This window comes from Bacteroidota bacterium (genome assembly GCA_016711505.1).
In the GTDB taxonomy this organism is placed as follows: Bacteria; Bacteroidota; Bacteroidia; order AKYH767-A; family 2013-40CM-41-45; genus JADKIH01.
This window is the reverse complement of sequence record JADJSV010000001.1, coordinates 35,230-60,142: the sequence shown is the minus strand read 5'-3', so window position 1 is coordinate 60,142 and position 24,913 is coordinate 35,230. Positions and strand designations below refer to the sequence as shown.

Here is a 24,913-nt window from a genome sequence, read left to right as displayed (position 1 = left end):
ATTTAAAACATCTGGACAGCAAATGAAACACAAATACTTAATCGCACTTTTAGCATTCTATCTGTTCTCTTTCAGATCAGAAGCACAGCAAACTCCTTCCTTCCGTGGGATCTATGTCAATGGCTTTGCCTCGATATTAGGAAACACTGTAAAGGAAGATAGTCTACTACAGTATGCAGTGGATAGTTCATTCAACTATCTCCTATTGTATGATCTTCATACAATAAACTTCAGCAATTCAACTTCAGTAAACAGGTTGGCATCCTTTATCAGAAAGGCGAGAGAAACATATGGTATTGCTGACATAGGAGCAGTTGGGGAATCATATTCAACTTTTCAAAATAAAATTGGTCCATATAATGCAGGAAGAACAAATGCAAATGAAAAATTTTCTGCTTTCAATCTTGAGTTTGAATTCTGGACAGCAGCATCAGTAAATCCCGGTGGATATTATTGCACGCAATATCTTCAGCCAAACAATTGTTCGTGTGATTCAAGTGGTGGATTCAAATATTTCATACAGAATATGCATCTGATCGATTCACTTGCAACAGTTCAGGGGGTTACATCAGAAACATATCTAGGTTGGTTCAACCAAGGGCAAGGTTCTCAGATACAAAGGAATGTTGACCGGATATTATTGCATGCATATAGAGTTGATCCATCTTCCGTTTATGGTTACAGTAAAAATCGTTTGCAATATCTTGCATCAAATAATTCAACAGTTAATGTCGCTCCTATCTTTTCTTCTGAACCGAATTTTATGGGGCCATGGTTAAATTCACATGCACAGATTGAAGCATTCAATAAATACAAGGCAGATTTCCAGGCTGATCTTTCAGCAAGTGTTCAGTATATAAACCTGCTCGGTTTTCAATGGTTTACGTACAGTTACATGCCAAAGCCATTACCCGGATCAGGTAATACCACCTTCACCGCTACTATTAATGCTTCGGGTGCAACTACATTTTGTGCTGGAGGAAGTGTAACGATTACTGCCGGTGGTGGTACATCTTACCTGTGGTCGAACAATGCCACAACTTCATCCATAACTGCAACAACTTCGGGAACCTATACTTGTCAGGTTACAAAGAACGGTGTTACTCAAACAACATCAGCAGTTACAGTAGCAGTGAATGGCTTACCTACAGTATCAATTTCTCAGGGAGCTTTAAATAATAATTCGATCACAATTTCATCAATAGCAGAAGCAACCACAGGAACGATCAGCAGCTATCAATGGAAGTTAAATAATTCATCGATCAGTGGAGCTAACAATGCAAATCATGATGCAACTACTACCGGTGACTATACTGTAGTTGTAACAAATAGTTTAGGTTGTTCAGCAACTTCATTAACGGAAAGCATTGTTATTCCGACTCAACAAGTATGTTTATTAACTACACCAGATGGAATGCTTTCCGAATCAATAACATCTAAATCCCAAAAACTAAAATGGAATGCCTTGCCGGCAAGTGATTCATTGGTGATCCGGTATAAACCTGAAAATTCTCCTAACTACAGTTACGTTCGAATGCCGAATGTAGGACAAACAAATATTATCCTGACAGGACTTGCACCAAATACTAAATATCAATGGCGAGTAAAAACTATTTGTGGTGCAACTTCCGGATCATATTCACCAAAAAAGAATTTCACTACAATTTCAAACTCAGCACTAATTTCACCTTCTTCTTATGCATCGAAGTCGATTGGAATCGAGGATATCGAAACGGAAGAATTACAAATCTATCCCAATCCTGCCCGAGAGAATCTTACCCTATCATTCTTCTCACTTGCTGAAACTAAATCAACAATTGATTTTATAGACATCGGAGGAAGAATTATAAAACAGATGAATCCATATTTCATTGATGGAGATAATGAACTTTACATAGATACACAGGAATTACCGAACGGGATATATTTTATCCGCCTGGTGACACCATACCAAAACGAAACAAAGCGATTAATGATAGAAAAATAACAACCTTAAAACACACAAAAAAGTATGCCTTAACAAAGAAAAATCCCGGTTTATGACCGGGATTTTGATTTTGTTCATAAACGGTCTAGATTGTTGAAAACTTTAAATGTTAAAGTTTTAGAAAAACTTCATGTACCCTACAAAGTATCTTGGATTTTCAAAGATGAAGAGGGATTCACCTTCAAAAACCTCGAATTTGGCGTGAATATGAAGTATTTTTGGATTTTTTTGCAACTTAAAGGATTATAGACGTATCACGAAGGACTTTTACATATATCTTCGCCTACGAAAAGTTTGAGGGGAAAGAAGTAATCAAACCGGCATTAAATCCGGACAAGATATTTCAGGTCACAAACAGTTAAATCAAGAAGTTTATTTCAGGGGGAACCTTTTAATGGGTTGGAGCTGTTTTGGACAAATTGCAAATGTTAAATCGAGAAAAGAGAAGTGTTGTATAATAAATTAACTAAAGTATAAAAGATGAACCAAAAGGTAATGAAATTGTTGGCAGGATTATTCCTGATTTGCTTGACTTCGTATGGTCAATCAAGTAATGTACGCGCTTTCTATTTGAAAGGCATTAATAGCTGGTTGGGAAATACCACCCAGGAAAACGCCATTCTTGACTATGCACAGGGAAATGGTTACAACTACATTATTTTTTATGACTTAGGTTCATTAAACTGGACCAGTACAACTGTTAAGAATAATGTTGCAGCTTTTTTAAGCAGAGCACGTGCCAATTATGGAATTACTCAAATGGGTGCATCAGGAGAGATCGCTTCGTTCTTCTCAAATTACATTGTTCCTTATAACAATGGCAGAACCTCAGCAAATGAGAGATTTGATGTATTCAATTACGAATTCGAATTCTGGAATCAGTCAAGCATATCTGCATTGTACTGCAGCAGATATCTTTCTCCAAATGGGTACAGTTGCGATTCAGCAGGGGCGTGGAGATTTGCATGGATCGAATTCAAAAAGATTGATGTATTGACAGCTCAATATGGTTTAACATCAGAAATCTATCTTGGATGGCCGGCACAAGGTCAAATGCAACAACTAACTACAAGAGCAGACCGGATTTTGCTTCATGCTTACCGTCCAACTGATGCTGATCTGTTTTCATATTCACGAGGCAGACTTCAAATGGTTGCCAGTATGAATACATCTGTTAAAATCATTCCTTTATTTAGTAGTGAATCTTCATTTATGGGCCCATGGCTACAATCAAATCCTTTTACAAAAGCATATCAAACTTATAGCGCACATTATACAGCTGAAACCGGATCATGGAAACAGTATATCAATTTACAGGGTTACGCATGGTTCCACTACACTTATATGCCAAAAACAACGACTGCTACTGCTACAATCAGCGCAAGTGGTCCATTAAGTTTTTGTTCAGGAGGATCTGTTGTATTAACAGCTAATAGCGGTTCACAATATTTATGGAGTCCCGGTGGACAAACAACACGTTCAATAACAGTAACAAGTCCGGGATCATATACAGTACGTGTAACTAATTCAAGTGGAACAAATGCAACATCAACTCCTGCAATAGTTTCAATTACAACCTCCGGCTCTACTCCAACAGTTTCAGCCAATGGCTCAACATCATTTTGTGCAGGTGGCAGTGTAGTTTTATCTTCCAGTTCGGCATCTTCTTATCTATGGAGTAACGGTGCTACGACACAATCAATCACTGTATCTGCTTCCGGAAGTTATTCTGTAACAACAAATTCAGGTGGTTGTGGTGGAACTTCTGCTGTTACGACTGTAAATGCAAACAGTGGTCCAACGACTCCAACTGTAACTGCAAGCAGTTCATTAAACGTTTGTCCGGGTTCAATTTTAACCCTTACATCGTCTGCAGCAAATGGTTATTTATGGTCAACAGGAGCTACTACACGAACGATCAATGTATCTGCAGCAGGAACTTATTGGGTACGTGCTTATAGCGGACCGAATTGTTCTGCACAATCGACAAACAATACAGTTACAATGTTAACTGCCCCTACAACACCTTCAATTTCTGCAAACGGTTCTTTGTCATTAACAACATCTCATCCAAGTGTGACATTAACTTCAACTACAGCTAACGCATATCTATGGTCAACGACTCAGACATCAAGATCAATTGTTGTCTCAACACAAGGTGCATATCGTGTTACTGTTACGGGAAGCAATGGTTGTAAAGCAACATCAACTGCAGCGATCGTCAGCAAAAGCGGATGTACTCCGCCTGCAGTACCTACAATCTCTTTGAGTGGTTCTCCTGTAATTGTTTCAGGTGGTTCAGTTACCCTGACATCAACAACAGCAGGTGGTTATCTGTGGTCAACAGGCGCAACAAGTCGTTCGATCAATGTAACAAGTGCTGGAGTTTACACAGTGAGAGCATATAATGCAGGTGGATGTTTCTCTACTTCATTACCTACGACAATTGTTGTTGTAGCCGCACGTGAAATCAGCAATAATGTTACTGAAGAAATTTCAGCACCATCACTTGAGTTAAGTGCTTATCCAAATCCGGTTCATGATCTATTAAATATTGACTTCAATTCTGAAGTTCAAAAATCATATACACTTTCTTTACTTGATATTCAGGGAAGAGTAGTTTATACAAGAGCATTTGAATCAGAAGTTGGATAAAACCATATCGAATTAAATGTATCGGAATATCAGAAAGGAATTTATTTCGGATATCTGACAAGTGATTCTGAAAAGAGATCACTGAAAGTAATTGTTGACTAATTGACTATTCAATAATGAAAAGCAGAAAAACCACCTGAGTTCAGGTGGTTTTTTTTTGTTTTTAAAGGAGTATTTAGCAGAAAAACTCCTTTAATTTGTATCCTACGAAAGATTTTATATTTTTAAGGTATATATGTTTTTAAGGAATTTAATTTCAGTCACTATATTTCTTGTTTTCTTAACGGTAAAAAGTTCCGGGCTCGGACCTCAAACCTATTTTCAGCATTTCACCACTAATGATGGTTTGCCAACCTCTCAAATTTATGAAGCCATGCAGGACTCGGATGGCTACATGTGGTTTGCGACAGACAGAGGTGTTGTCAGATATAATGGTTATGAGTTTAAAACGTTTGGAACAAAGGAAGGATTACATGACAATGTAGTTTTCAGATTATTTCAGGATATTAAAGGACGGATCTGGATGATTACATTTTCAGGGCGGGTCTTTTTTTATGAAGGTGGAAAAATAAATGCTTACCGTTACAATGACAGAATTAAGGGGCTTATAAATGGAAGCTTTCAATTGTCAATTTTTGTAGATAAAAATGAAACCATATATATTGGCAGTACATATGGCCAATACCTTATTAATTCCAAAGGAATTGTCACCATCAGAATCAAGCCACATAATATTAACAATATTCCATTCATTTCAATTGATGAAAGAGTTGATTCCAGAAAAGCCGATGCAATTGGAACGGGATTAAAACCAGGATATACAACAAGGCTTCTTCATCTGACAAAAAATGGTGCGACTAGCTTTATCTTTCAAAACAAGACTGACGGTAAACTTTGTGCTGTACGACTTAAAAATGACAGGTTATTATTTTCAATTGGCACCACCATATTTGAGTTAAAAAATAAATCATTTTTAAAAGTTGGAGAAGTTCCTCACGGAATAATTAACATGACTGAAGATTTATTTCAGAATTTGTGGGTATGTACAAAGAATGGTTTATACTTTTTTGATTCCACTACTGATCTTTCAAAAAGCAAATCATATCTGCATGGAAATTATATCAGCAATATAATGCAGGATAAAGAAAATGGTTATTGGGTGACATCAATCAACGATGGCATTTTCTATCTGCCAAACCACGAAGTTAAAAACTATGTTTCGAACGATAGAATGCAGGCGCCACAAGCATTAACTTGTGACGACAAGTATATTTATGCAGGTTATTTTCCTGCTGCATTAGCAAAAATAAATACTACTGAAATGACAGTATTTGATAAAAAATTTGAAAGCCCCACAATAACAAGTTTGTATTTTGATCGTGAAGATTTAAGCCTATATGTTGGAAATGATAACATAACATATTTAAGTAAAAATAAATTCAATTATATAAAGTATGCACGAACTAAAAATGCAACTATCAATTTTACCAGAAATAAGTTTGGATTATTTTCAGGATGCTACGATAAGTTGCTTCAGATAACAAATGATTCAATAACGGAGTTATGCAAACTAAATTCAAAAATGACATGCATTTTTTCCAATACTGATAATAATTTAATAATTGGAAGTATTGACGGGGTAGTCAAGTTTGACATTAAAAATAATAAATTTTATCAATTTAACGATCGTTTAAGCAATTTCAGGATTGATGATATAGATACCATTAATGAAAGTTTATGTTTTGCTACTGTTGGTCATGGATTAATGATTATGATGAAAGACAGTAGTTTAAAAACAATTGGGGAGTCAAACGGTTTGTGCAGTAATACAATTCGAAAGATTGCGATAGATAGAGGAAAAATCTGGTGCGCTTCAAATAACGGAATAAGCGTTATTGAGTTCTCAGATTTTTCAAAATTTACATATGAAATAAAAAATATTGGCATTAAAGAAGGAATTCCGGACAATGAAATCAATGACATAGCTATATTAAACGATACAGTTTGGCTAGCTTCAAAGAAAGGTATTGTGTTTTTTTCCTCACATTCAGATTTTGAAAATAAATATTCGCCTATCGTAAAATTTACCAGATTTCAGGTAAACAATTCTGATACAACAATAAGTGATAAATATATCTTTCCCTACAAATTGAACACTTTTAGTATTGGCTTCGAATCACCAATGTTTAAAAGTAGAAAGAATCAATCCTACAAATATATACTGTTTAATGGCCATGATTCAATTGTAGGGACAACAATAAATCGTGAAGTTGAATTTCTTTCACTTGATCCCGGTAAATATTCATTATCAGTAAAAGCAATGAACAATTCAGGGTTGTGGAGTAAACAGCCCGCAGTGTTAAGCTTCACTATACTATCACCTTGGTGGAAAACGATCTGGTTCAGGACTATTATATTTATCCTATTAATGATATCAATTTATATTTTCTACAAAAGAAGGATTTTATTATTTCAGGAAAAATATGATAATGAGAAGAAACAAGCTTCACTTCAGCTCACTGCTATGCGGGCTCAGATGAATCCACATTTCATATTTAATGTAATGAATTCCATCCGAAATTATATGCAGGAAAACGATCTTGCTTCTGCAGAAAAATATCTGACGTCATTTGCAAAATTAGTGAGATATACTTTAGACAATTCTTCTGTGCAGGAAGTTTCTTTAGAAGAAGAACTGCAAGCTCTCAGAAGTTATGCATTTCTGGAAATGCAACGATTTGAAGATGGATTCCAATTCGAAATAATTATTGATCCGGAAATCGATACAGATGACATCATGGTTCCTTCTTTATTGTTACAACCTTTTGTTGAAAATGCAATCAAACATGGAATTGATAAACTGGCAGGAAAAGGAAAAATATTCATTTATGTGCAGAAGAAAAATCAATACATATTAATTGCCATCGAAGACAACGGAATTGGTCGAATTGATTCTGCCAACTGGAATTCGGAAAATCGTGGAAAGCATACGTCATTCGGGTCCCGTTTGACATTTGAACGCATTGAAGCATTTAATAAAGCATATAATAAAGGAATTAAAGCCGAAATAATTGATTTAAAAGATAAAAATCAAGCTTCTATAGGAACCAGAGTTGAAATTGAATTATCATAAAATTTAATTATATTTGAGAGTTAACCTTTGAAAATTTTATGATTTCAGCAATAATAGTCGATGACGAAAAAGCAAACCGGAATTCTCTTAAAAAACTATTACGGGAAAATTGTCCGATGATCCAGGTGATTGATGAAGCCGGATCAACTGCAGAGGCATATCATCTTATCAGGTTAAATTCACCACAATTAGTTTTCTTGGACATTGAATTATCAGAAAGGAGTGCATTCGATCTGCTCAATATGTTCGACGAAGTAAACTTTAAAATTATTTTTGTTACTGCTCATTCTCACTATGCAATAAAGGCAATAAAATTTTCTGCTATCGATTTCTTACTCAAACCAGTCGAAGCATCGGATCTTATAGAATCCACAAAAAAAGCCATCAAGGAAATAAACTATAATCATCAGGCCCAGTACAAGGGACTTGTCGAGAATCTTCAATCCGAAAGAGTTCATAAGCTGGCTGTACCAATTCAAAACGGCTTGGTGTTTTTATCAACTGATGAGATCATCAGACTTGAAGCTGACGTAAATTACACCTATATCTTCAGTTTGAATGAAAAGTACACTGCGGCAAAAGGAATTAAAGAGTATGAAACATTATTGAATGAATTTAACTTTTTCAGAATTCATAAATCACATCTTATTAATTTAAAACATGTAAAACAATTCAGTCGTACAGACGGATATTTTGTTCAAATGAGTGATGGCTCGAATGTTGAAATTTCACGAAGGAAAAAAGATGAATTTGTTGAGGCTATGAGTTTACGCTGAAATCATCATCCTGTTTAAACTTCCTGCCTCGTGTCACTGTTGGTTCATGTACATTTTCTTAAATCGGCAATTACCGTTAATGTTACCGATTTGACCTTTTATTTGAAAAAACGACCGTAGAATAAACTACTGAGAAAAGTACTTTTATTCTGACTTCATTTATGTTGTCTATTCCAAGACACACATCAGCTAATATTACAAATATCAAGCACATGAATTCAGAACTATTCTCTCCAAAAAAAGCAATCATAGCATTGCTGGCACTTGTTTTCTGTTTTATACAGACAGTTAACTCTGCAACCTTAGAACTCAAATTATTTCTACAGGGGTATTACATTTCCGGCGGTACAATGAATCCGCTATTATTTAATTCCGGATTAAGTATGGACGCCACTGATGTGGACAATATTACTGTCAAACTTATCGATCCGATGACCTTCGCAGTACAAGAAACAGTTACAGGAACTTTGAAATCAGACGGGTCATGTATTGTTACGGTATCTTCATTAACCGGATCAGAGTATTATCTGAACATCTGCCATAGGAATACCTTACAAACGATGAGTGCTGATCCTGTCATGCTTTCAAATATAACTGTGTATGATTTCACTACAACAGCATCAAACTCTTTCGGAGGAAATGTAATTGAAGTTGAATCCGGAGTATATGCCCTTTATACAGGTGATGTAAATCATGATTGCATCATCAATGAAATGGACAGGGATATTGTTTCTGATGATATCGTTTTATTTTTAAATGGTTACGTCTGTACTGATTTGAATGGAGATGGTTTTGTCGAAGCCGCAGATCTCCTGAACATCGAATCCAATATTCTGCTTGGGGTGTCCTGTCAGTTCTCAGGTTCATTCCCTCCTTGTCCCGGTTGCGTTGAACCTTCCAGTGTACTAAGCTGGCCTGATACATATGCTGAGATCTGCAGTGGCGATGCTCCACTTCAATTGTCAGGTGCAACTCCAACGGGTGGAACTTATTCCGGGTTTGGTGTAGATGCAAATGGCGTTTTTCATCCAATGCATCCGGCGAGTTTAGGATTACAAGTGCTGACTTATACCTATTTTAATCCGGCAACTCAACAAAATGAAACAATCAACAACAGTATACTTGTAGTAAATTGCCCTTGTATTGAAACTGAATGCCGGGATTTTAATGACAATGATCTTCATGGATGGATTCCTGATACTGCTTCACCAAATGTAAGTTTATCAATAAGCAATTCAGGATCTCAACTTGGAACAAATGATTATTATATCAGTGCATTTGACATTGATGGGCCGTCCAAAGTTGAAACAGGTATTGACTTTAATGGTCGCTGGTGTTGCGGTGAATTCTGTTATGATATTAAATTGTTTGAAGATGCAGATAACACTGCTGTTTTAGCAGCACAACCGGTATTTTACATTATGCGTGGTCCTAAGGGATTTAAATACACAGCAAACAATTATATTCGTGAAACAGATGGATGGTTAAGAATCTGTGCACCGATTACAAATTGCAACCCAATGCCAACTTCTCCGAATGGAGTTTGGACACCTATAGCCGGAACAAATGCAAACGACTGGGATCCTGTAACAAATCATTTAGATGCAATATTATTTGAAGCAGATCAATTTGGAAATGCCGGAGAGATCAGAGGATTTGATAATGTTTGTTTTAATTCAACAGGACTGGAAGTAACATTAGATCGAATAGGTTGTGATACAATTCAAGCCCATGTAATCAGTTGTTGCGGGCCATATACCTATTCATGGTCAGGTGGGACAATGATCAATGATTCTACTATCATCAATTTAACTGGTGGAACAACATATACTTTAACTGTTGGAAATATACTTGGTGAATCAACTACAACTTCTATAATTGTAGATGAAATTACAGCAGATGCAGGATTTGATCAAACAACATGTCAAATCAATGCACCACTCTTTCTTCAAGGAACAACGAATGTAATTGGCGCTTCAATTGTATGGACAGCTCTTGGCCAGGGTTCTATTTCCGGAGGACAAGGCACAACTGACCTGATGGTTTCAGGAGAAGGCTGCTATGAATTTACAGTCACAGATCCACTAACCGGATGTACTGCTTCAGATATAGTTTGTGTCATCTTAGAAAGTTGTCCTGCTGAAGCATTAGATTTTGATGGCATTGATGACTATATAAGTCTTGGTCCAAATAGTTTAATCAAACCTGAACCAGAACTTACTGTTGAAATCTGGCTTCATCAATCAGATTGGGCAGCTGTACTTGATAAAACAATTATAGGGAATACTCAAGGCGGAGGATATTCAATTGAATTTGACCCGGGAAATATGTTAAGTTCATGGGTTTTCAGAAATGGAACATATGGTATTGCTTCTTTCAATTGTTCAGGATTATCATCGGGCTGGCATCACTTAGCAATGACATATGATGGTCGCTACAATAAATTATTTGTCGATGGAATCATGGTTGCAAGTAATGATGCAGGTGGCATTTACCCTATTGTTTACAATATTGACAATTCCACAATTATAGGTGCCGAAGCATCTGACTTCGATGAGCCTGAGCAAAACACAAATTGTGTTGGAATTTATGATGAACTAAGAATCTGGGATTATGCAAGAGATTGCGGCGAGTTAATTCTCACAAAGAATTGTGAATTGTCGGGTGCAGAACCAGGACTATTAGCTTACTATAAATTCAATCAGGGATTTGATGCACAATCAAATCCTCTAGAAATAAAACCTTTTGATAGTAAAACAAACTCTTTGCTTGGCGATCTTAGAAATTTCACGCTGGATGGACCTACTTCAAACTGGATTGCACCTGGCGCAGTTAGTATTGGCAGCAGTTGTTCCGGAACAATCGATGTAGCTGAAATTGAAATCAAAGGAAATGGTATAATCATTCAGGATGGCGATGTGACTGCTGATGTTTCAGATCATACAGATTTTGGAACTGTAAATCTTACAAATAGTGTATCACAGACATATACAATATTCAATACGGGAACTTCACCATTAAACATACTTAGTCTTTCAGTTTCAGGAAGTGATTTTACAATCAGTGGACTTACTCCTGCATCCCCTATTCTACCCGGAAATTCAGCAACGTTTATAATTACTTTTTCTCCTCTTGCGTCAGGAATTAAGACAGCAACTGTCCATATTATTAACGACGATTGTGATGAAAATGACTATGAATTTGCAATTCAAGGAACAAGAGAAGATTGTTTTACATGTAACAGTCTGAACACAACTCCATCATTAGTTATTAATACAGGATATAATGAAAACACAAATTCAGCTTTGGGTATCGGAGCAACTGAACTTAATTGGGCAATCACACAGCAACCAAGTTGGTCTTCATTAACGCTTCCTGCAAGTGGAAGTACGATATATTATAATCCCTTTAACAACCCCAACTTTTTCCCGTTCCCACTAAGTCAATGGATTTCAATTGATGCTTCAGGTTATGCTGGAAGTAATTTGTATTCGGACTTACCATTTACATTTGACTATGAATTCTGTTTGTGTGAAGACGATTCAGTAACGTTTGATTTACATAGTCTTGCTGATGATTCGCTGGCTATCTATGTAAATAATTTTTCGAATACATTATATTATCAATCAGTAACTCTCACTGGACAACAAGCCGGACAACAAAATTTTTTATATACCATTTTCTTAGAGAAAGGAAGTCATCGATTGAAAGCTGATCTCAGAAACGCTGGTGGGCCGCTTGGTATTGATATAAGTGGAACAATTTCCGGAAATCATCTTTTGAAACATGGTTCATGCAAGACATCATTTTTGTTTGCTAATGCAGGACGTGATACAGTAGTATGCAACTCAAATTCAGGGATTGCTTTACATGGGACAACAAATATTGCCGGCGCACAAATTATTTGGACACCGCTAAATGGAGGTTTAATAAATTCCGGTCAAGCAACTTCGGATCCTACAGTAATTGGCGAGGGCTGTTATGAATTCAAGGTTATTGATCCAATTACTCTATGTGAATATTCTGATACTGTATGCATATCCTTAAGTACACTTTCAGTAAATGTTACACCTCCATCTGACGTTTGTATTGGTGAACAAGGTGCTCTTATCCTTACAGTAAATGGCGGAAATGCAAACTACTCTTATACAATTACGCCAGGCTATACTCAAGGTACAATTACGAATAATATTCCTTTTACAACGCCTCAAATTTATGCAGCCGATGATTATACAATTATTATTACCGATGCTGCAGGGTGTGTTACAACAACCACTACAACTGTTGAAGAAATAAATTGTTGTTGCATTGGAAGCTTCGTTCAAAATTCAGGATTTACAGATGGTCTGACGGTGTCCGGAAATATTGGTTCCGGTGGTACCGTTTCAAACTGGAGCAGAGCAACTAATTCTCCTCAGATAATTGTTGCACAAGGCTGTCAGGATAATGGCTATGTGAGAATGTGGGGAAATAAATTTTCTGCAGAATCAATACAACAAACTATTCCTGCTCAAATCTTAGAAGGACATAAGTATAAACTTTGCTTCTGTGCAAGATGGAATGATATCAATACTCCACCGACAGCAGATCAGTTTGTGAGATTTTTATTCCGAGCTTCAAACGGAACATTGCTTGACAATTCCCCTACTACAGGTGCTATTGCAAGATCAGTGGTCGGAACGTCAATTGACATTACAAATACCGGAACATGGGTAACATATGAATTAGATGAGTGGATTGCTGATGCAGATTACACAACTCTAACAATCAGTGTAACCAATGACAGTCCGATCGATGATGCCAGTGAAGTATCATGGGGAGAAATTGACAACATTTGTATGTCACTTTCTCCATGCGATGATTTTCCTGAAGTGGATGCCGGTACTGATCAAGAAATATGTGCCGGAAGTTGTGCTACTCTGGCAAGTCCAACTTATGCAGGTACAACAATGTCATGGTACAAAATGCCTGAGCGCACTTTAATATCGAATAGCAATACAACAACTGTTTGTCCGAATATCAGTACTTGTTACATGCTTTTAGTAACAGACGCTTCGGGCTGTTCAGATTCAGATTTCGTTTGCATAAGTGTTTACTCTGTCTTGGTTACTGCAACAGTAGAAAACGTATTGTGCAGTGGACAAAGTTCAGGTCGTATTTATGGACAAGTATTAGGAGGTCTTCCGGGATTTACTGTTGTGATTGATCCTGACCCAAATAGTGTGAATCCAATCTTATCAGAAAATTATAGTTTTGATAACCTGCCTGCAGGATCATACATCATTACAGGTGTAGATGGAAATGGTTGTACATACACAGAAACTTTTGTGGTATCAGAACCCTTACCAATATCCGTTACGTTAACTCCGCCAACTGACCTTTGCTTCGGTGAACAGGGTCCGATAGGCATTACTGCATCAGGTGGAACAGGTGACTATAGTTATATAATTCAACCCTGGGCAACACCGGGAGTGCTCTCAAATGGATCATCGATAACTACGATAGCAACTTTCGCAGCAGGTACATATACATTCACTCTTACTGATAATAACGGCTGTACTTCATCAAGCAATTTCACAATAACTCCAATCAACTGTTGCGATTCACTGAATCCATTAGGAAAAGAACTTGTTGTAAATGGAGATTTTAGAAATTCTTCTGCCAGCATAGGTAGTAGTTTAAGTCTATCATGCTTATGTTCATTTAATTCTTACTGCATTGGAACTAATGCTCAATCTAAATGTGGATTACTTTTGAATATAGCTGATCATTCAAATACAGTTAGTGGAACTTCAGGCCCTTATAATTTCCTCATCATTGATGGACACGATTCAGCTCCGGCAACAATATGGTCACAAAATTTAGGTACACTAACAGGTGGTAAAACATATGTCTTTAGTTATTGGATCCATCCAAAAATTTCACAGCCTTCACCAAAACCATCAATGTCACTGCAAGTTCGTGATGTTTTAAATAATACAATCTATACTTTACATTCCGTAGTTAGCTCAGCAATTCCAAATCAGTGGACACAATATGTTGGTACATGGACACCATCAACCGACATTACTTCAGCAGAATTATTTTTATTCCAAACGAACTTCGGTTATTCAGGAAATGACTATGGTATTGACGATATCTCATTCAAAGGTTGTCAGCCTGATTGTCCGGATTCAATACTTACTACATCACTTGTTATGAGTACAGGATTTGATCACAATACTAATAGTACATATGGAACAAATGTTTCGGACGGTGGCTGGTCAGTAGTTCATGCTACGCCTGACATTACAGCCGCAAAACCATATTCTGCATGGACGATTGCGAAGCATCCGTCATGGCCAAGTGCTTTAGGTAATGGTCAATGGATTTCAGCTTACAATCATTACAGAGATGAATATTCAAATCCTGCTCCTGATTCAGCTTATGAATTCGAATATTGTTTCTGTCTTTGCAAAGCTGACACAGTCAAATTTGATTTCAATGCACTTGCCGATGACTATGCTGAATTCTATCTTGCAGAAGATCCGGGAACCATCTTTGGAAGTGTAAGTTCATGGTCAACACCGGAACATATTCAATATCAAAAATTCTTACCTGCAGGACAACATTGCATCAGAGCAGCAGTCAGAAATTTGTATTCAGTAGCAATGGGAATTAGCATTGCAGGAACTATCGAATCAGATTATCTTTTGAAATGGGGAGAATGTGATGGTGTTAAACCGATAATCGCAGGACCAATTGATATCAATGTACCAAATGATCCACAAGTCGGAACTGCTACAGTAACAAATGTTTCTTGTTGGGGAGTAAATGATGGCAATATCAGTGTACCGGTTTATGGTGGTACACCGCCATATACATATACATGGAGTAATGGAGTTACAACTCCTACGAACGTTGGTCTGGCACCGGGAAATTATACTTTAACTGTAATTGATAGTCTTGGAAGCAGTGCTTCTGGAACATATACAATTACAGAACCAGCTGCTCTTACTGTTACTCCAAATGTATTGACTAACGTCTTATGTTATGGTGGCAGTGAAGGATCTGTTGAACTTATAACAAGTGGTGGAATAGGAAATATCACTTTTGAACTTACTTACTCTTATATTGACAAAGCAAGAGACGCATGTAGTAGTAATTCGGAATGTCCACGAGGTTTCTTTTGCAAGTACATGGGAGCAGGAAATCCAGGAATATGCACTAAGTCATTAAATTTTGCCAATACTGATGATTTAGCAGCAGGAATTTTCCACGTCATTGCAACTGATTCAATGGGTTGTACTTCAGTTGTTGATTCATTTATCATAACTCAACCTGATTCTTTACAAATAACAGCAACATCAGGAACTATACAGTGTTTTGGAAACTCAACAGCTGTAATGGTAACAGCGACCGGTGGTACTGTTCCTTACATTGGCACAGGCTCATTCAGTCAGTTTGCCGGAACAGCAACCTATTCAATTATTGATGCGAATGGTTGTCCGGGATCAGTCGAAGTTTCATTATCGCAGCCATCCAAAGTTGAAGGAAGTACTACTGCAACGATTCCGGGATGTTCGGGTAATGATGGTTCTGCTTCAGTTATCGCAACAGGTGGTACAGGAAGTTATTCTTACCTATGGTCTGCCAATGCCGGATCACAAACAACTGCAACAGCATCAGGATTGTTACCAGGAAATTATTCTGTGATCATTACAGATGCTAACGGCTGTACCGGATCTGCTTTTGCAACTGTTGGAAATCCAACTGCAACTTTGCTTCAAGCTCCAGGTCCAATTTCTGGACCATCAGCAGCTTGTCGCAATAGTTCAGGAATTGTTTATAGTGTTTCTGTTGTACCTGGTGCTACATCTTATGTTTGGACATTACCAAATGGTGCAACCGGAAGTTCAACAACAAATTCTATTACACTATCATTCAGTTCAAACTATAACGGTGGATTCATCAGTGTTGCAGGTGTGAATATTTGTGGACCTGGACTTCAGGTCTCTAAAAACATACCTGTAATCACAACCTATCCGACACAACCAACCATTATTGTTGGACCGGCTATTGCTTGTGGTCCTTCGACAGCGACTTATTCAACCACAGCAAATAATGCACTTGGATTTAACTGGACCGTTTCCGGCGGAATCACTATTCTTTCAGGACAGGGAACAAATACAATTACTGTTAATCTTCCTGCAGGATTTGGTCAGGGTTCAGTTCAGGTTTACTCGACAAACTGCTATTCAAATAGTGCAGTAAGAGGAATGATAGTTACCGGCAATCCAATACTTGGTGCGGTAAGTGGCTCGAATTATGTTTGCGCGAATTCATCTTCAACTTATTCAATTGCCGTGGTACCGGGAGCAACATCATATGTTTGGTCTGTTACAGGAAATGCAACCTTGGGAGCAACTACTTTAACAAGTACTACATCGTCTCAAGTGATTAACTTTGGACCAGGCTGGACTTCAGGAATAGTTACTGTCACCGGATTCAACTATTGTGGCAGCTCGTCAAAATCTTTCACTGTATTTTCAACTCCAACCCAACCGGGATCAATTTCCGGATTAGGAGCAGGACTATGTGGACTAACGAATCAGTTATATTCGATAGCTCCTGTTGCAGGTGCAACAAATTATCAGTGGACAGTTCCTTCAGGAGTTACAATCAATAGTACAAATGGATTGTCAATCAATGTCAACTTCACTCCTGCATTCACTTCAGCAGCAGGAAACATATGTGTTAGCGCCTTGAATGCTTGCGGTGCGAGTCCTCAACGTTGTTACACTGTAACTTCCCGCCCAGCTATACCGACTGTAACAGGATCAGATGCTGTATGTAAATCGAACAACTCGGTTTCATACTCTGCAACCACTACATCAATTGCAACATCATGGAACTGGACTGTTACAGGTGGAGCTACAATTACGCCATCAGGTTCATCAGCAATTGTAAATTATACAAGCGCTACCACAAGTTCAGCAATCGTAAGAGCGAATGCAAATAACAATTGTGGGTCAGGACAACCGGGTCAGAAAAATGTAGCAGTGAATCTTGGCTGCAGAAATGGAATTGAAAACACTGAAGCTATTACAGAGAGTGCATTTAATGTATATCCAAATCCAACAAAAGGAAATGTGAACATTACATTTAATGCAAGTGAGAATGAAAAATTTGCAATAAAAATTACCGACATGCTTGGCAATCTGGTTTCAGATCAACAAATGAAATCTGCTATTGGTTTCAATTCATTTGAAGTTAATCTTGATAAAATTGCAAAAGGTGTTTACATCGTAAGTGTAAGAAGCGAAAATCTAACTTTCGAAACACAAAGACTTGTAATTGAATAGAAATTGTTAGTTTGAATAAATAGAAAGGGCGATACTTAAAAAATATCGCCCTTTTTTTATTCACCTCTGTGACACATTTCCTTATAAGCACAATACAAACATCTGCTCTCATCCTGAGTCTGAGTAAATGGAATGGCAGGATCAAAGATCTCCGTAATCAACTTTTTCAAACTTGTTTCAAATTGCAAAAACTGATCTGAAGAAAATGGTTCATTATTATTGAGCATCCAGATTCCTTCTTTCATTGTCTTTAGTGCCATCAAACCAACAGTTATCTGTCTTCCCGGAATTGAAATATTTGTAAGATATGCATAATACATTGCCTGAAATTGTTCTTTGTAATCTACATCACTGAAATAATCTTCTATCGCTGCAGGTTTTCGCTTTTCAACTTTCCCTGTTTTATAATCAACGATCCTTAAGCCACCGTCCTTCTCGTCTACCCTGTCAATAATACCAAACAACTTTACAACTTTCCCGGGCTGAAACTCAAACAAGTTTGTAACATCTTTTCCAATTGGAGAATTTTAAAAGGCAAATATTCTTTGTCGGTATCAAGTATCTGTGAAATCAATTCCCGGATAACGTTTCTGAGAAGAATGTTTTTACCTTCCAACTGATCAATAGCAAGAAACTCTTCGTGAATTGCCTGATCGACAAAAGTATTTATTGACGATTTTAAGTGCTGTAATTTTTTTTCATCAATACCATGAAGTTCTGTATAGATCAACTGCATTGCTTTATGCAAAACTTTACCAAAAGTCGCCGCCTCCATATTTTCTTCCAGCTCTTCAATTTCCGAAAGGCCTGCGATGTAACGGAAATAAAAACGAAGCGGACATGCTATATAAGACTGAAGTCCGGATGCACTAAGTTTAGCTTTTGGCTCTGATGAGAGGTCAGAAGAATATCTATAAAGTTCTTTAAGGACAACATCCGATTTTTCGATTGTGATTTCGGAAATCTTTTCTTTCAGAATCGGTGTTGTGATTACTTTTTTAGTGATAGAAATAGATTCAGGAAATCTTGTTTTTAATTCATGTTCGATCTGCAATAAAAACCTTGATCGTTCGCCTGCTGTTAATGCTTTGGGTTCGGTGTTATATAAAAGAAAAATATTTTTCGCTCTCTGGAGTAATCTGTAAAAGTGAAATGCAGAAACTGCATGTTGCTCTTCATAGGTCGGCAAACCAAATGCTTTTCTGATATTGAAAGGAATAAAAGAAGGCGAATTCCCGGCAGCAGGTAATACATCTTCATTTACTGAAAGCAGGATCACATTCTCAAAATCAAGTACACGAGTTTCAAGAAAACCCATTACCTGAAGTCCTTTCAAAGGTTCACCTGAAAATGGTATTCTTACTGATTGAGTAACTTCCTTAAAGATCTTCCAGAAGGTAGAAATAGTCGGCTTTGCTTTTTGTTTGAGTAAAATATCCTCCAGTCTTTTCAACTGTGTGAAAAATGTATAAATGAATTCTGATTCGAGTCTGTGAAATTTAAAGTCCTGGTGGCTCATTGCTTCCAGAATAGTCCGCAGAATTGACTGAGACCATGCAAATACTTCATCTATCGTTGCCGGAATTGTAAAAAGTAATTTAAAAAATTCTGATCCCGAATCTTCAATTATTTTTTTTGAAGAGATGCGGATATAATTTTCCTTTATTTTCTCAAGCCAGACTCCTATTACTTTTCCTCCTGCCAGCCGAATGTAAGTATGATCAAGCAATTTTTTAACATCACGGAAATAGAACGAATAATTTCCATCATTTTCCAAACGTGCATTTTTCTGAAGTGCTGTTAACGTCTCGAACAAATTAAACAAAGGAGTTTGCCGAAGTGGATAACCCATTGTTACGTTAATATCCTCTACAGCTTCAGGAATAGAATACAGAACGGGAAAAAGTAATTTTTCATCAGGCAAAACTACTGCAGTCTTTTCCGGAACAAACTCACCTTTATCGATCATCTCCTGTAAGATCTGTCCGGCGTATCGGGTTTGTCCAACCATTAAAGGAATTCCGGCAAACTGAATTTTTTTTGGAATATCTTTGAAATGATCAGACTTCCATTTGTAATCATCTTTGATCAATCGGTTCTCACGGATAAACTTTCCGGCTTCCTGACCATGATCATTTGTGTAATACGAATCAGTATCCCAATACGAACTTGCTTTTCCTTCATTGATCAGAAATGACATGATCTTTTCTTCCGCAGGCGACATTGCATAGAAACCTGCAAATACAGTATGCGAATACTCATTCATTGAATCGAAAGAATTCATCGTTAAATTCTCAGCAAGATTCCTGTATGCCATTCCTTCATATGCCCAGCCTTTTGTCTTAAGCTTTGTACGAAACTCAGTATAGATATCATTCAGATTTTTCCACGTGTTTACAAATTCTGATTTCAATCGTGAAAGATCATGTTCAAAGAAATTTCTCCAGAATAGTTTTAATCGCTCCATATCTTCTTCCGGTAAACCGAAATCTGCATCGATCTGATGGAGATCATTTACAGTTGCAAATACCTTGGATGTGGGAGCAAGATATTTATCAAGGTCATCGAAGTCCTTGATGAGTAATTCACCCCAGGGATAGAAAGCGTCAAATTCTTCATTCGGAAAATAATGGTGATATACTTCGTATAATTCGAACAATAAAGTTATTTGATCCGGAATATTAGCATCAGCCAGTTTCAGCAAATAGTCCTGAATTGAAAAGATCTGTGGAGACCAAAATGGCACATCATAGAGCTTGGCAAGTTCCTTTTGAAAAACAATCCTGCCCTTCTGGTAGGAAATACCACACAGACTTGCCCTGTATTTTCATTGAACTTATTTTTTATCTCAACAGCAAGTTCTTGTAAAAAAGTTTTCATAAGATCCGGTCACCCCTCAATTCAAATGGCATTTGATAAATTAATTTTCCGATTACAAATAAAGTCATAAATTTACTTCAAAATATAGTAAAATGAAGAAAAGACTGGTAAGAAAAAATAAGAAATTCCTCGGTGTATGCGGGGGTCTGGGTGACTACTTTGATCAGGATCCAACATTTATCCGGATTCTGTTTGTAGCTTCTGTTCTATTGTTTGGAACCGGTGTTTTACTGTATATTATTATGGCCATAGTTATGCCTGATGAAACCATATAACCTGCCAGAATTCCTGTTCTATTAAACATTTTAGCTACCTTCGGCACCGTAAATTAAGGTCTAAATGCGTTTGAAAACGGCACTGGTATTCTGCGTTTTATTATTTGTACATTTTTCCAGTTTTGGCTCTAAGCCTGACAGCGCAATCGTAACTGTTCCAACCTCAATCAGGTACATTCATGAATTGGATTTCAGGGATGGCAATCCCAACTTCCGTAAACCTGATACCTCACTTTATTCACTTGACAGAGTTAATGTTGCATCAGATAATAATTATAAATATCTGGGAGTTCCGGGAAGTGCAGCTCAGTCACCCTGGTTTGTGAATATGAGTGAACTCCAAACCAGAACAACAATCAGGAGTTACGACATCTATCAATTAAAGGCAGATAGTGTCCGATATTATTCTGTCAATAAAAAATTTACTGCAATTGAATATCACAGTGGAACATTCAAAGAACAAGTAATTGATATAGTACATACCCAGAATGTAATGAAGATCTGGAATGTAGGGTTCTCATTTGGACTGTTCAGTGTGAAAGACTACATGTTTTTCAGCGACACATATAAAGGTGATTTCTTATTGTTCACTTCACTAAAGTCTAATAACAGCAAGTATAATTTATTTGCCCATGCTTACTGGAATTCAATAGAAAATCAAATGAACGGCGGATTGTCATCCGATTCAGCATTTGTGTTAGGCAATGTTGATAATGTCGGCCTCCGCGGATTAGGATGGAAAATTTCCGATGCAAAGCAAACCTATCGTACAAAGAGATTTAATCTGAGTCAGTATTATGATTTTGGTGGGAGCCAAACTGATTCAGTCGGAAAAACTGTTTCTATTCCATCGCTTCGAATCAATCATAATATTACTTTCGAAAGAAACACTTTTGCATATTCAGACGCCACACCTGACAGTTCTTTCTATTCAAACTTTTTCGATTCTCAAATTACATATGATTCATTACACAGCGATAATCTGAAAAACGAATTCGCAGTTATCCTTCCGGCGGATCAACAAAGGAGTTCTGCATTTTTCAGGAACTGGTCATTATCGGCAGCTATCGAACATCAGACCACCAAGTACGAACAAAAAAATAAATACTCTTGGGACAACATTGCAGCTTCTGGAAAAATCATTTCCAAATATGACTCATCAGATTTCAATGCAACCGTTTCCAGTAAATATGTTTTAAGTGGTCACGATAATGGGAATTTCCAGACTGATGTAGAAGTTCATACAAAACAATATTTCTTCGGATCGTTTGGCGGAAAGATCTCCATCGGGCAATATTCTCCTGATTTTTATTTGTTAGAATATCTTAGCAATAATTTTATCTGGGAAAAGGAATTTTCAAAGATCAAATCCAATTCTATACAATTTAATTACAATTTAATTAAATACAGGTTTGCGATAACAGCAAGCCGTACACAAATTGAGAATTCACCTTTCATTAATAGTGAATCGACTCCGGATCAATTAGGAAACAAACTAACAGTTGATCAATTGAAAATTGAAAAAACATTTAAGTTCAGAACAATTTATTTTCTGAATTCTATTTCAATTCAGAAAAATGACAATGAAGATAAAATCCATCTGTCTCCGCTCTTCAGTCAGCATGCATTGTACTATGAAAAAGGTTTATTTGGAAACAAACTAATGATGAGTACAGGATTTAATTTTGCTTACAGTTCATCTTATTATTCTGATGATTTTATGCCTGCTACTGCCCTATTCTATTATCAAAATGAAATAAAAACCGGTGGTTACCTGAGAGCTGATGTTTTCGTTCGAGCAAAAATAAAATCAGCACAGATCTTTTTAAAAATGGAAAATGTCGGTGATAATATTGGGAAAAAGGCGTATTTCCTTGTTCCACACTATGCACAACCAGGTATGGTCTTTCGATTTGGTGTGACGTGGAGGTTTTTTGATCAGTAGATTTTAGAGCTATTACTTTTTCTCTAATTTTTTAATTGAATCCAGACGATTGCCAAATTCAATTGAATCTATAACAGCCATATAATAAGCGCTCCTCATTGACATTTCCCGAAGAATAAACTTTTGATCTTTAATCGAGTCATTCACTTGATTATATTTAATCTGAAATTCCTTTTTCATCTCGTCTCCACTTTGCGAATAACAATTACCTGCAAATAGGAAAAAGAAAATGTAGAAATTATAAAACTTTTCATATGCAACTATTTTTAATCTCTTAATTTAAAAAAAACTTCTTAGACAAAACTCATATTAGTAGCAATCATGTTTTTTGCTTTTTCTTCTTAGCCGCCGGAAACAAAATATTATTCAGAATAAGTCGATAGCCCGGAGAATTTGGATGTAATGCCAGATCAGTTTGCGGATCGTTTACCTGATGCTGATAATCTTCAGGATCATGTCCGCCGTAAAATGTCCAGGTACCTTTTCCGTATTCGCCATGAATGTACCGGGCTTCATTCTCAACTTTTGTTTCACCTAAAATGAGGACTTCGGATTTAATAAACTTCTTTTTGAAAGCAGTCGTCTGACCCATAAAACCTTTGATAACTTGCTCGTGATTCTGACAAAGCATTGTTGGAACAGGATCCCATTTAGCAGAGAATTCGAAAAGCGTGAAGAAATCTTCCGTCTGTGGTAAAGCCGGTCTGGCTTCAGTATTATCGATCTGACTGAATTCATATACAGTCGGTTCGGTAATCAATTTGAAATCATGGAATGCAAAACATTTATTGAAATCTAGTTTCGTATTCATGTTTGGATCCGAACCATCGCCATCAAACATTTCTCTGCAGATATCCACACCTTCTGCTGCCAAAGCAATATCATAGCTATCGGTTGCTGAACACATGGCAAAAAGATAACCTCCGCCGGAAGTGAAATCCCGGATCTTTTGTGCGACTGCAAGTTTTAGCTGAGATACTTTTGCGAAACCAAGCTTGGCCGCTGATGCTTCCTGTAAGCGGACATCTTCCTGATACCATGCAGCATTTCTGAAAGCTGAATAGAATCGTCCATACTGTCCGGTAAAATCTTCGTGGTGTAAATGCAGCCAGTCATACAGAGGAAGTTTTCCCTGAATTACTTCTTCATCATAAACAACATCATAAGGAATTTCCGCATATTTTAAAACCATTGTAACTGCATCATCCCATGGCAATTTATTTTTAGAGAATAAACAGCGATCTTCGGGGCAACTTCCAGTTTAATCACATCCATATTTACTTCAGGATTGGTGATCTCGGTAATAATAGCATTTGCCTGTGCGTCGGCAATTATCTGACTGGTTACACCTCTTATCGCGCATTCCTTTTCAAGAGTAGTTGTATTTCCGAATAGAAAACTTCCGCCTTTATAGTTAAGGAGCCATTTTACATCCAGATTGTTTTGCAAAGCGAAATAAGCTATGCCGTAAGCTTTCAAATGATTCTTCTGTGTATCATCCATCGGTATCAAAAGAAATGATGCCTTAGCATTTAAGAAAGCCACAATGAAGAATACGGAAATGAGGATTCGTTTCATAATTGTAAAGATAGGGAAATAGAGATGATAAATTGATGAGATGGATTAACGGTTTCTAAGCCAAAACATTTAACAAATTTAGAAGCCCCCGTTGCCCCCTCGGGGGTCCCCGCCACCGGGAGGGGCGGCCCCCGGGGGCGGGGCCCCCCCCCCAAGGCCGGGTCCGGGGCCCCATCTGTTTTCATTTTCCAATTTTATTTGGTTTGGCTTTGCCTTCCGGTTTTTCCCCAGTTGTTGTTTTTGTGTTGGGTGTCCGGGGGTTTGAGAGTTCGCCCCCCCCGGGGGGGGGGGGGGGGTGTCGTGGGGGGCCAAAGTCACAGGGGGGGCCCCCCCGGGCCTG

The 24,913-nt window shown here is 37.3% G+C and carries 9 protein-coding genes and 1 pseudogene; 7 read left to right on the top strand and 3 right to left on the bottom strand.

What is annotated here, in order from left to right:
• Positions 1-22: 22 nt before the first annotated feature.
• From IPL24_00220 to IPL24_00200, 5 genes are all read left to right on the top strand, one after another.
• Complete coding sequence (locus IPL24_00220) at positions 23-1,987, top strand: T9SS type A sorting domain-containing protein (protein ID MBK8362143.1); 1,965 nt, start codon at positions 23-25, stop codon at positions 1,985-1,987.
• A 495-nt stretch (positions 1,988-2,482) separates the two neighbouring features.
• Positions 2,483-4,642: a hypothetical protein gene (locus tag IPL24_00215; GenBank protein ID MBK8362142.1), complete on the top strand. Its 2,160-nt coding sequence runs from the start codon at positions 2,483-2,485 to the stop codon at positions 4,640-4,642.
• Positions 4,643-4,988: 346 nt separating this feature from the next.
• Positions 4,989-7,775, top strand: coding sequence for a histidine kinase (locus tag IPL24_00210; GenBank protein MBK8362141.1), 2,787 nt, complete (start codon positions 4,989-4,991; stop codon positions 7,773-7,775).
• Between the two features lie 38 nt (positions 7,776-7,813).
• Positions 7,814-8,551: a response regulator transcription factor gene (locus IPL24_00205; GenBank protein MBK8362140.1), complete on the top strand. Its 738-nt coding sequence runs from the start codon at positions 7,814-7,816 to the stop codon at positions 8,549-8,551.
• 212 nt (positions 8,552-8,763) lie between these two features.
• The gene (locus tag IPL24_00200) at positions 8,764-17,895 is read left to right on the top strand and encodes a choice-of-anchor D domain-containing protein (protein MBK8362139.1); all 9,132 of its coding nucleotides are present in this window, start codon (positions 8,764-8,766) and stop codon (positions 17,893-17,895) included.
• Positions 17,896-17,951: 56 nt separating this feature from the next.
• Here IPL24_00200 and IPL24_00195 read toward each other — a convergent pair whose 3' ends face one another.
• Positions 17,952-18,392, bottom strand: coding sequence for a PD-(D/E)XK nuclease family protein (locus IPL24_00195; protein ID MBK8362138.1), 441 nt, complete (start codon positions 18,390-18,392; stop codon positions 17,952-17,954).
• Complete coding sequence (locus IPL24_00190) at positions 18,362-20,641, bottom strand: PD-(D/E)XK nuclease family protein (protein MBK8362137.1); 2,280 nt, start codon at positions 20,639-20,641, stop codon at positions 18,362-18,364. Before IPL24_00190 ends, IPL24_00195 begins: the two co-directional genes overlap by 31 nt.
• 226 nt (positions 20,642-20,867) lie before the next feature.
• Between IPL24_00190 and IPL24_00185 the strand changes: the two genes are divergently transcribed.
• Together IPL24_00185 and IPL24_00180 are read left to right on the top strand one after the other, a co-directional pair.
• Positions 20,868-21,050 carry a PspC domain-containing protein gene (locus tag IPL24_00185; protein ID MBK8362136.1) on the top strand — a complete coding sequence of 61 codons (183 nt, stop codon included), beginning with the start codon at positions 20,868-20,870 and terminating at the stop codon, positions 21,048-21,050.
• Between the two features lie 64 nt (positions 21,051-21,114).
• Positions 21,115-22,995 (top strand): hypothetical protein, encoded by a 1,881-nt coding sequence (locus tag IPL24_00180; protein MBK8362135.1) that lies wholly within the window; start codon positions 21,115-21,117, stop codon positions 22,993-22,995.
• A 319-nt stretch (positions 22,996-23,314) separates the two neighbouring features.
• On the opposite strand, the pseudogene IPL24_00175 reads toward IPL24_00180, so the two are convergent.
• A pseudogene (locus IPL24_00175) lies at positions 23,315-24,573 on the bottom strand (asparagine synthetase B).
• Positions 24,574-24,913: the final 340 nt, after the last annotated feature.

What these genes read in the sequence shown, in the direction of transcription:
- IPL24_00205 (MBK8362140.1), top strand. Translation starts at nt 7,814, where the DNA reads ATGATTTCAGCAATAATAGTCGATGACGAAAAAGCAAACCGGAATTCT.
- IPL24_00185 (MBK8362136.1), top strand. Translation starts at nt 20,868, where the DNA reads ATGAAGAAAAGACTGGTAAGAAAAAATAAGAAATTCCTCGGTGTATGC.
- IPL24_00220 (MBK8362143.1), top strand. Translation starts at nt 23, where the DNA reads ATGAAACACAAATACTTAATCGCACTTTTAGCATTCTATCTGTTCTCT.
- IPL24_00180 (MBK8362135.1), top strand. Translation starts at nt 21,115, where the DNA reads ATGCGTTTGAAAACGGCACTGGTATTCTGCGTTTTATTATTTGTACAT.
- IPL24_00215 (MBK8362142.1), top strand. Translation starts at nt 2,483, where the DNA reads ATGAAATTGTTGGCAGGATTATTCCTGATTTGCTTGACTTCGTATGGT.
- IPL24_00200 (MBK8362139.1), top strand. Translation starts at nt 8,764, where the DNA reads ATGAATTCAGAACTATTCTCTCCAAAAAAAGCAATCATAGCATTGCTG.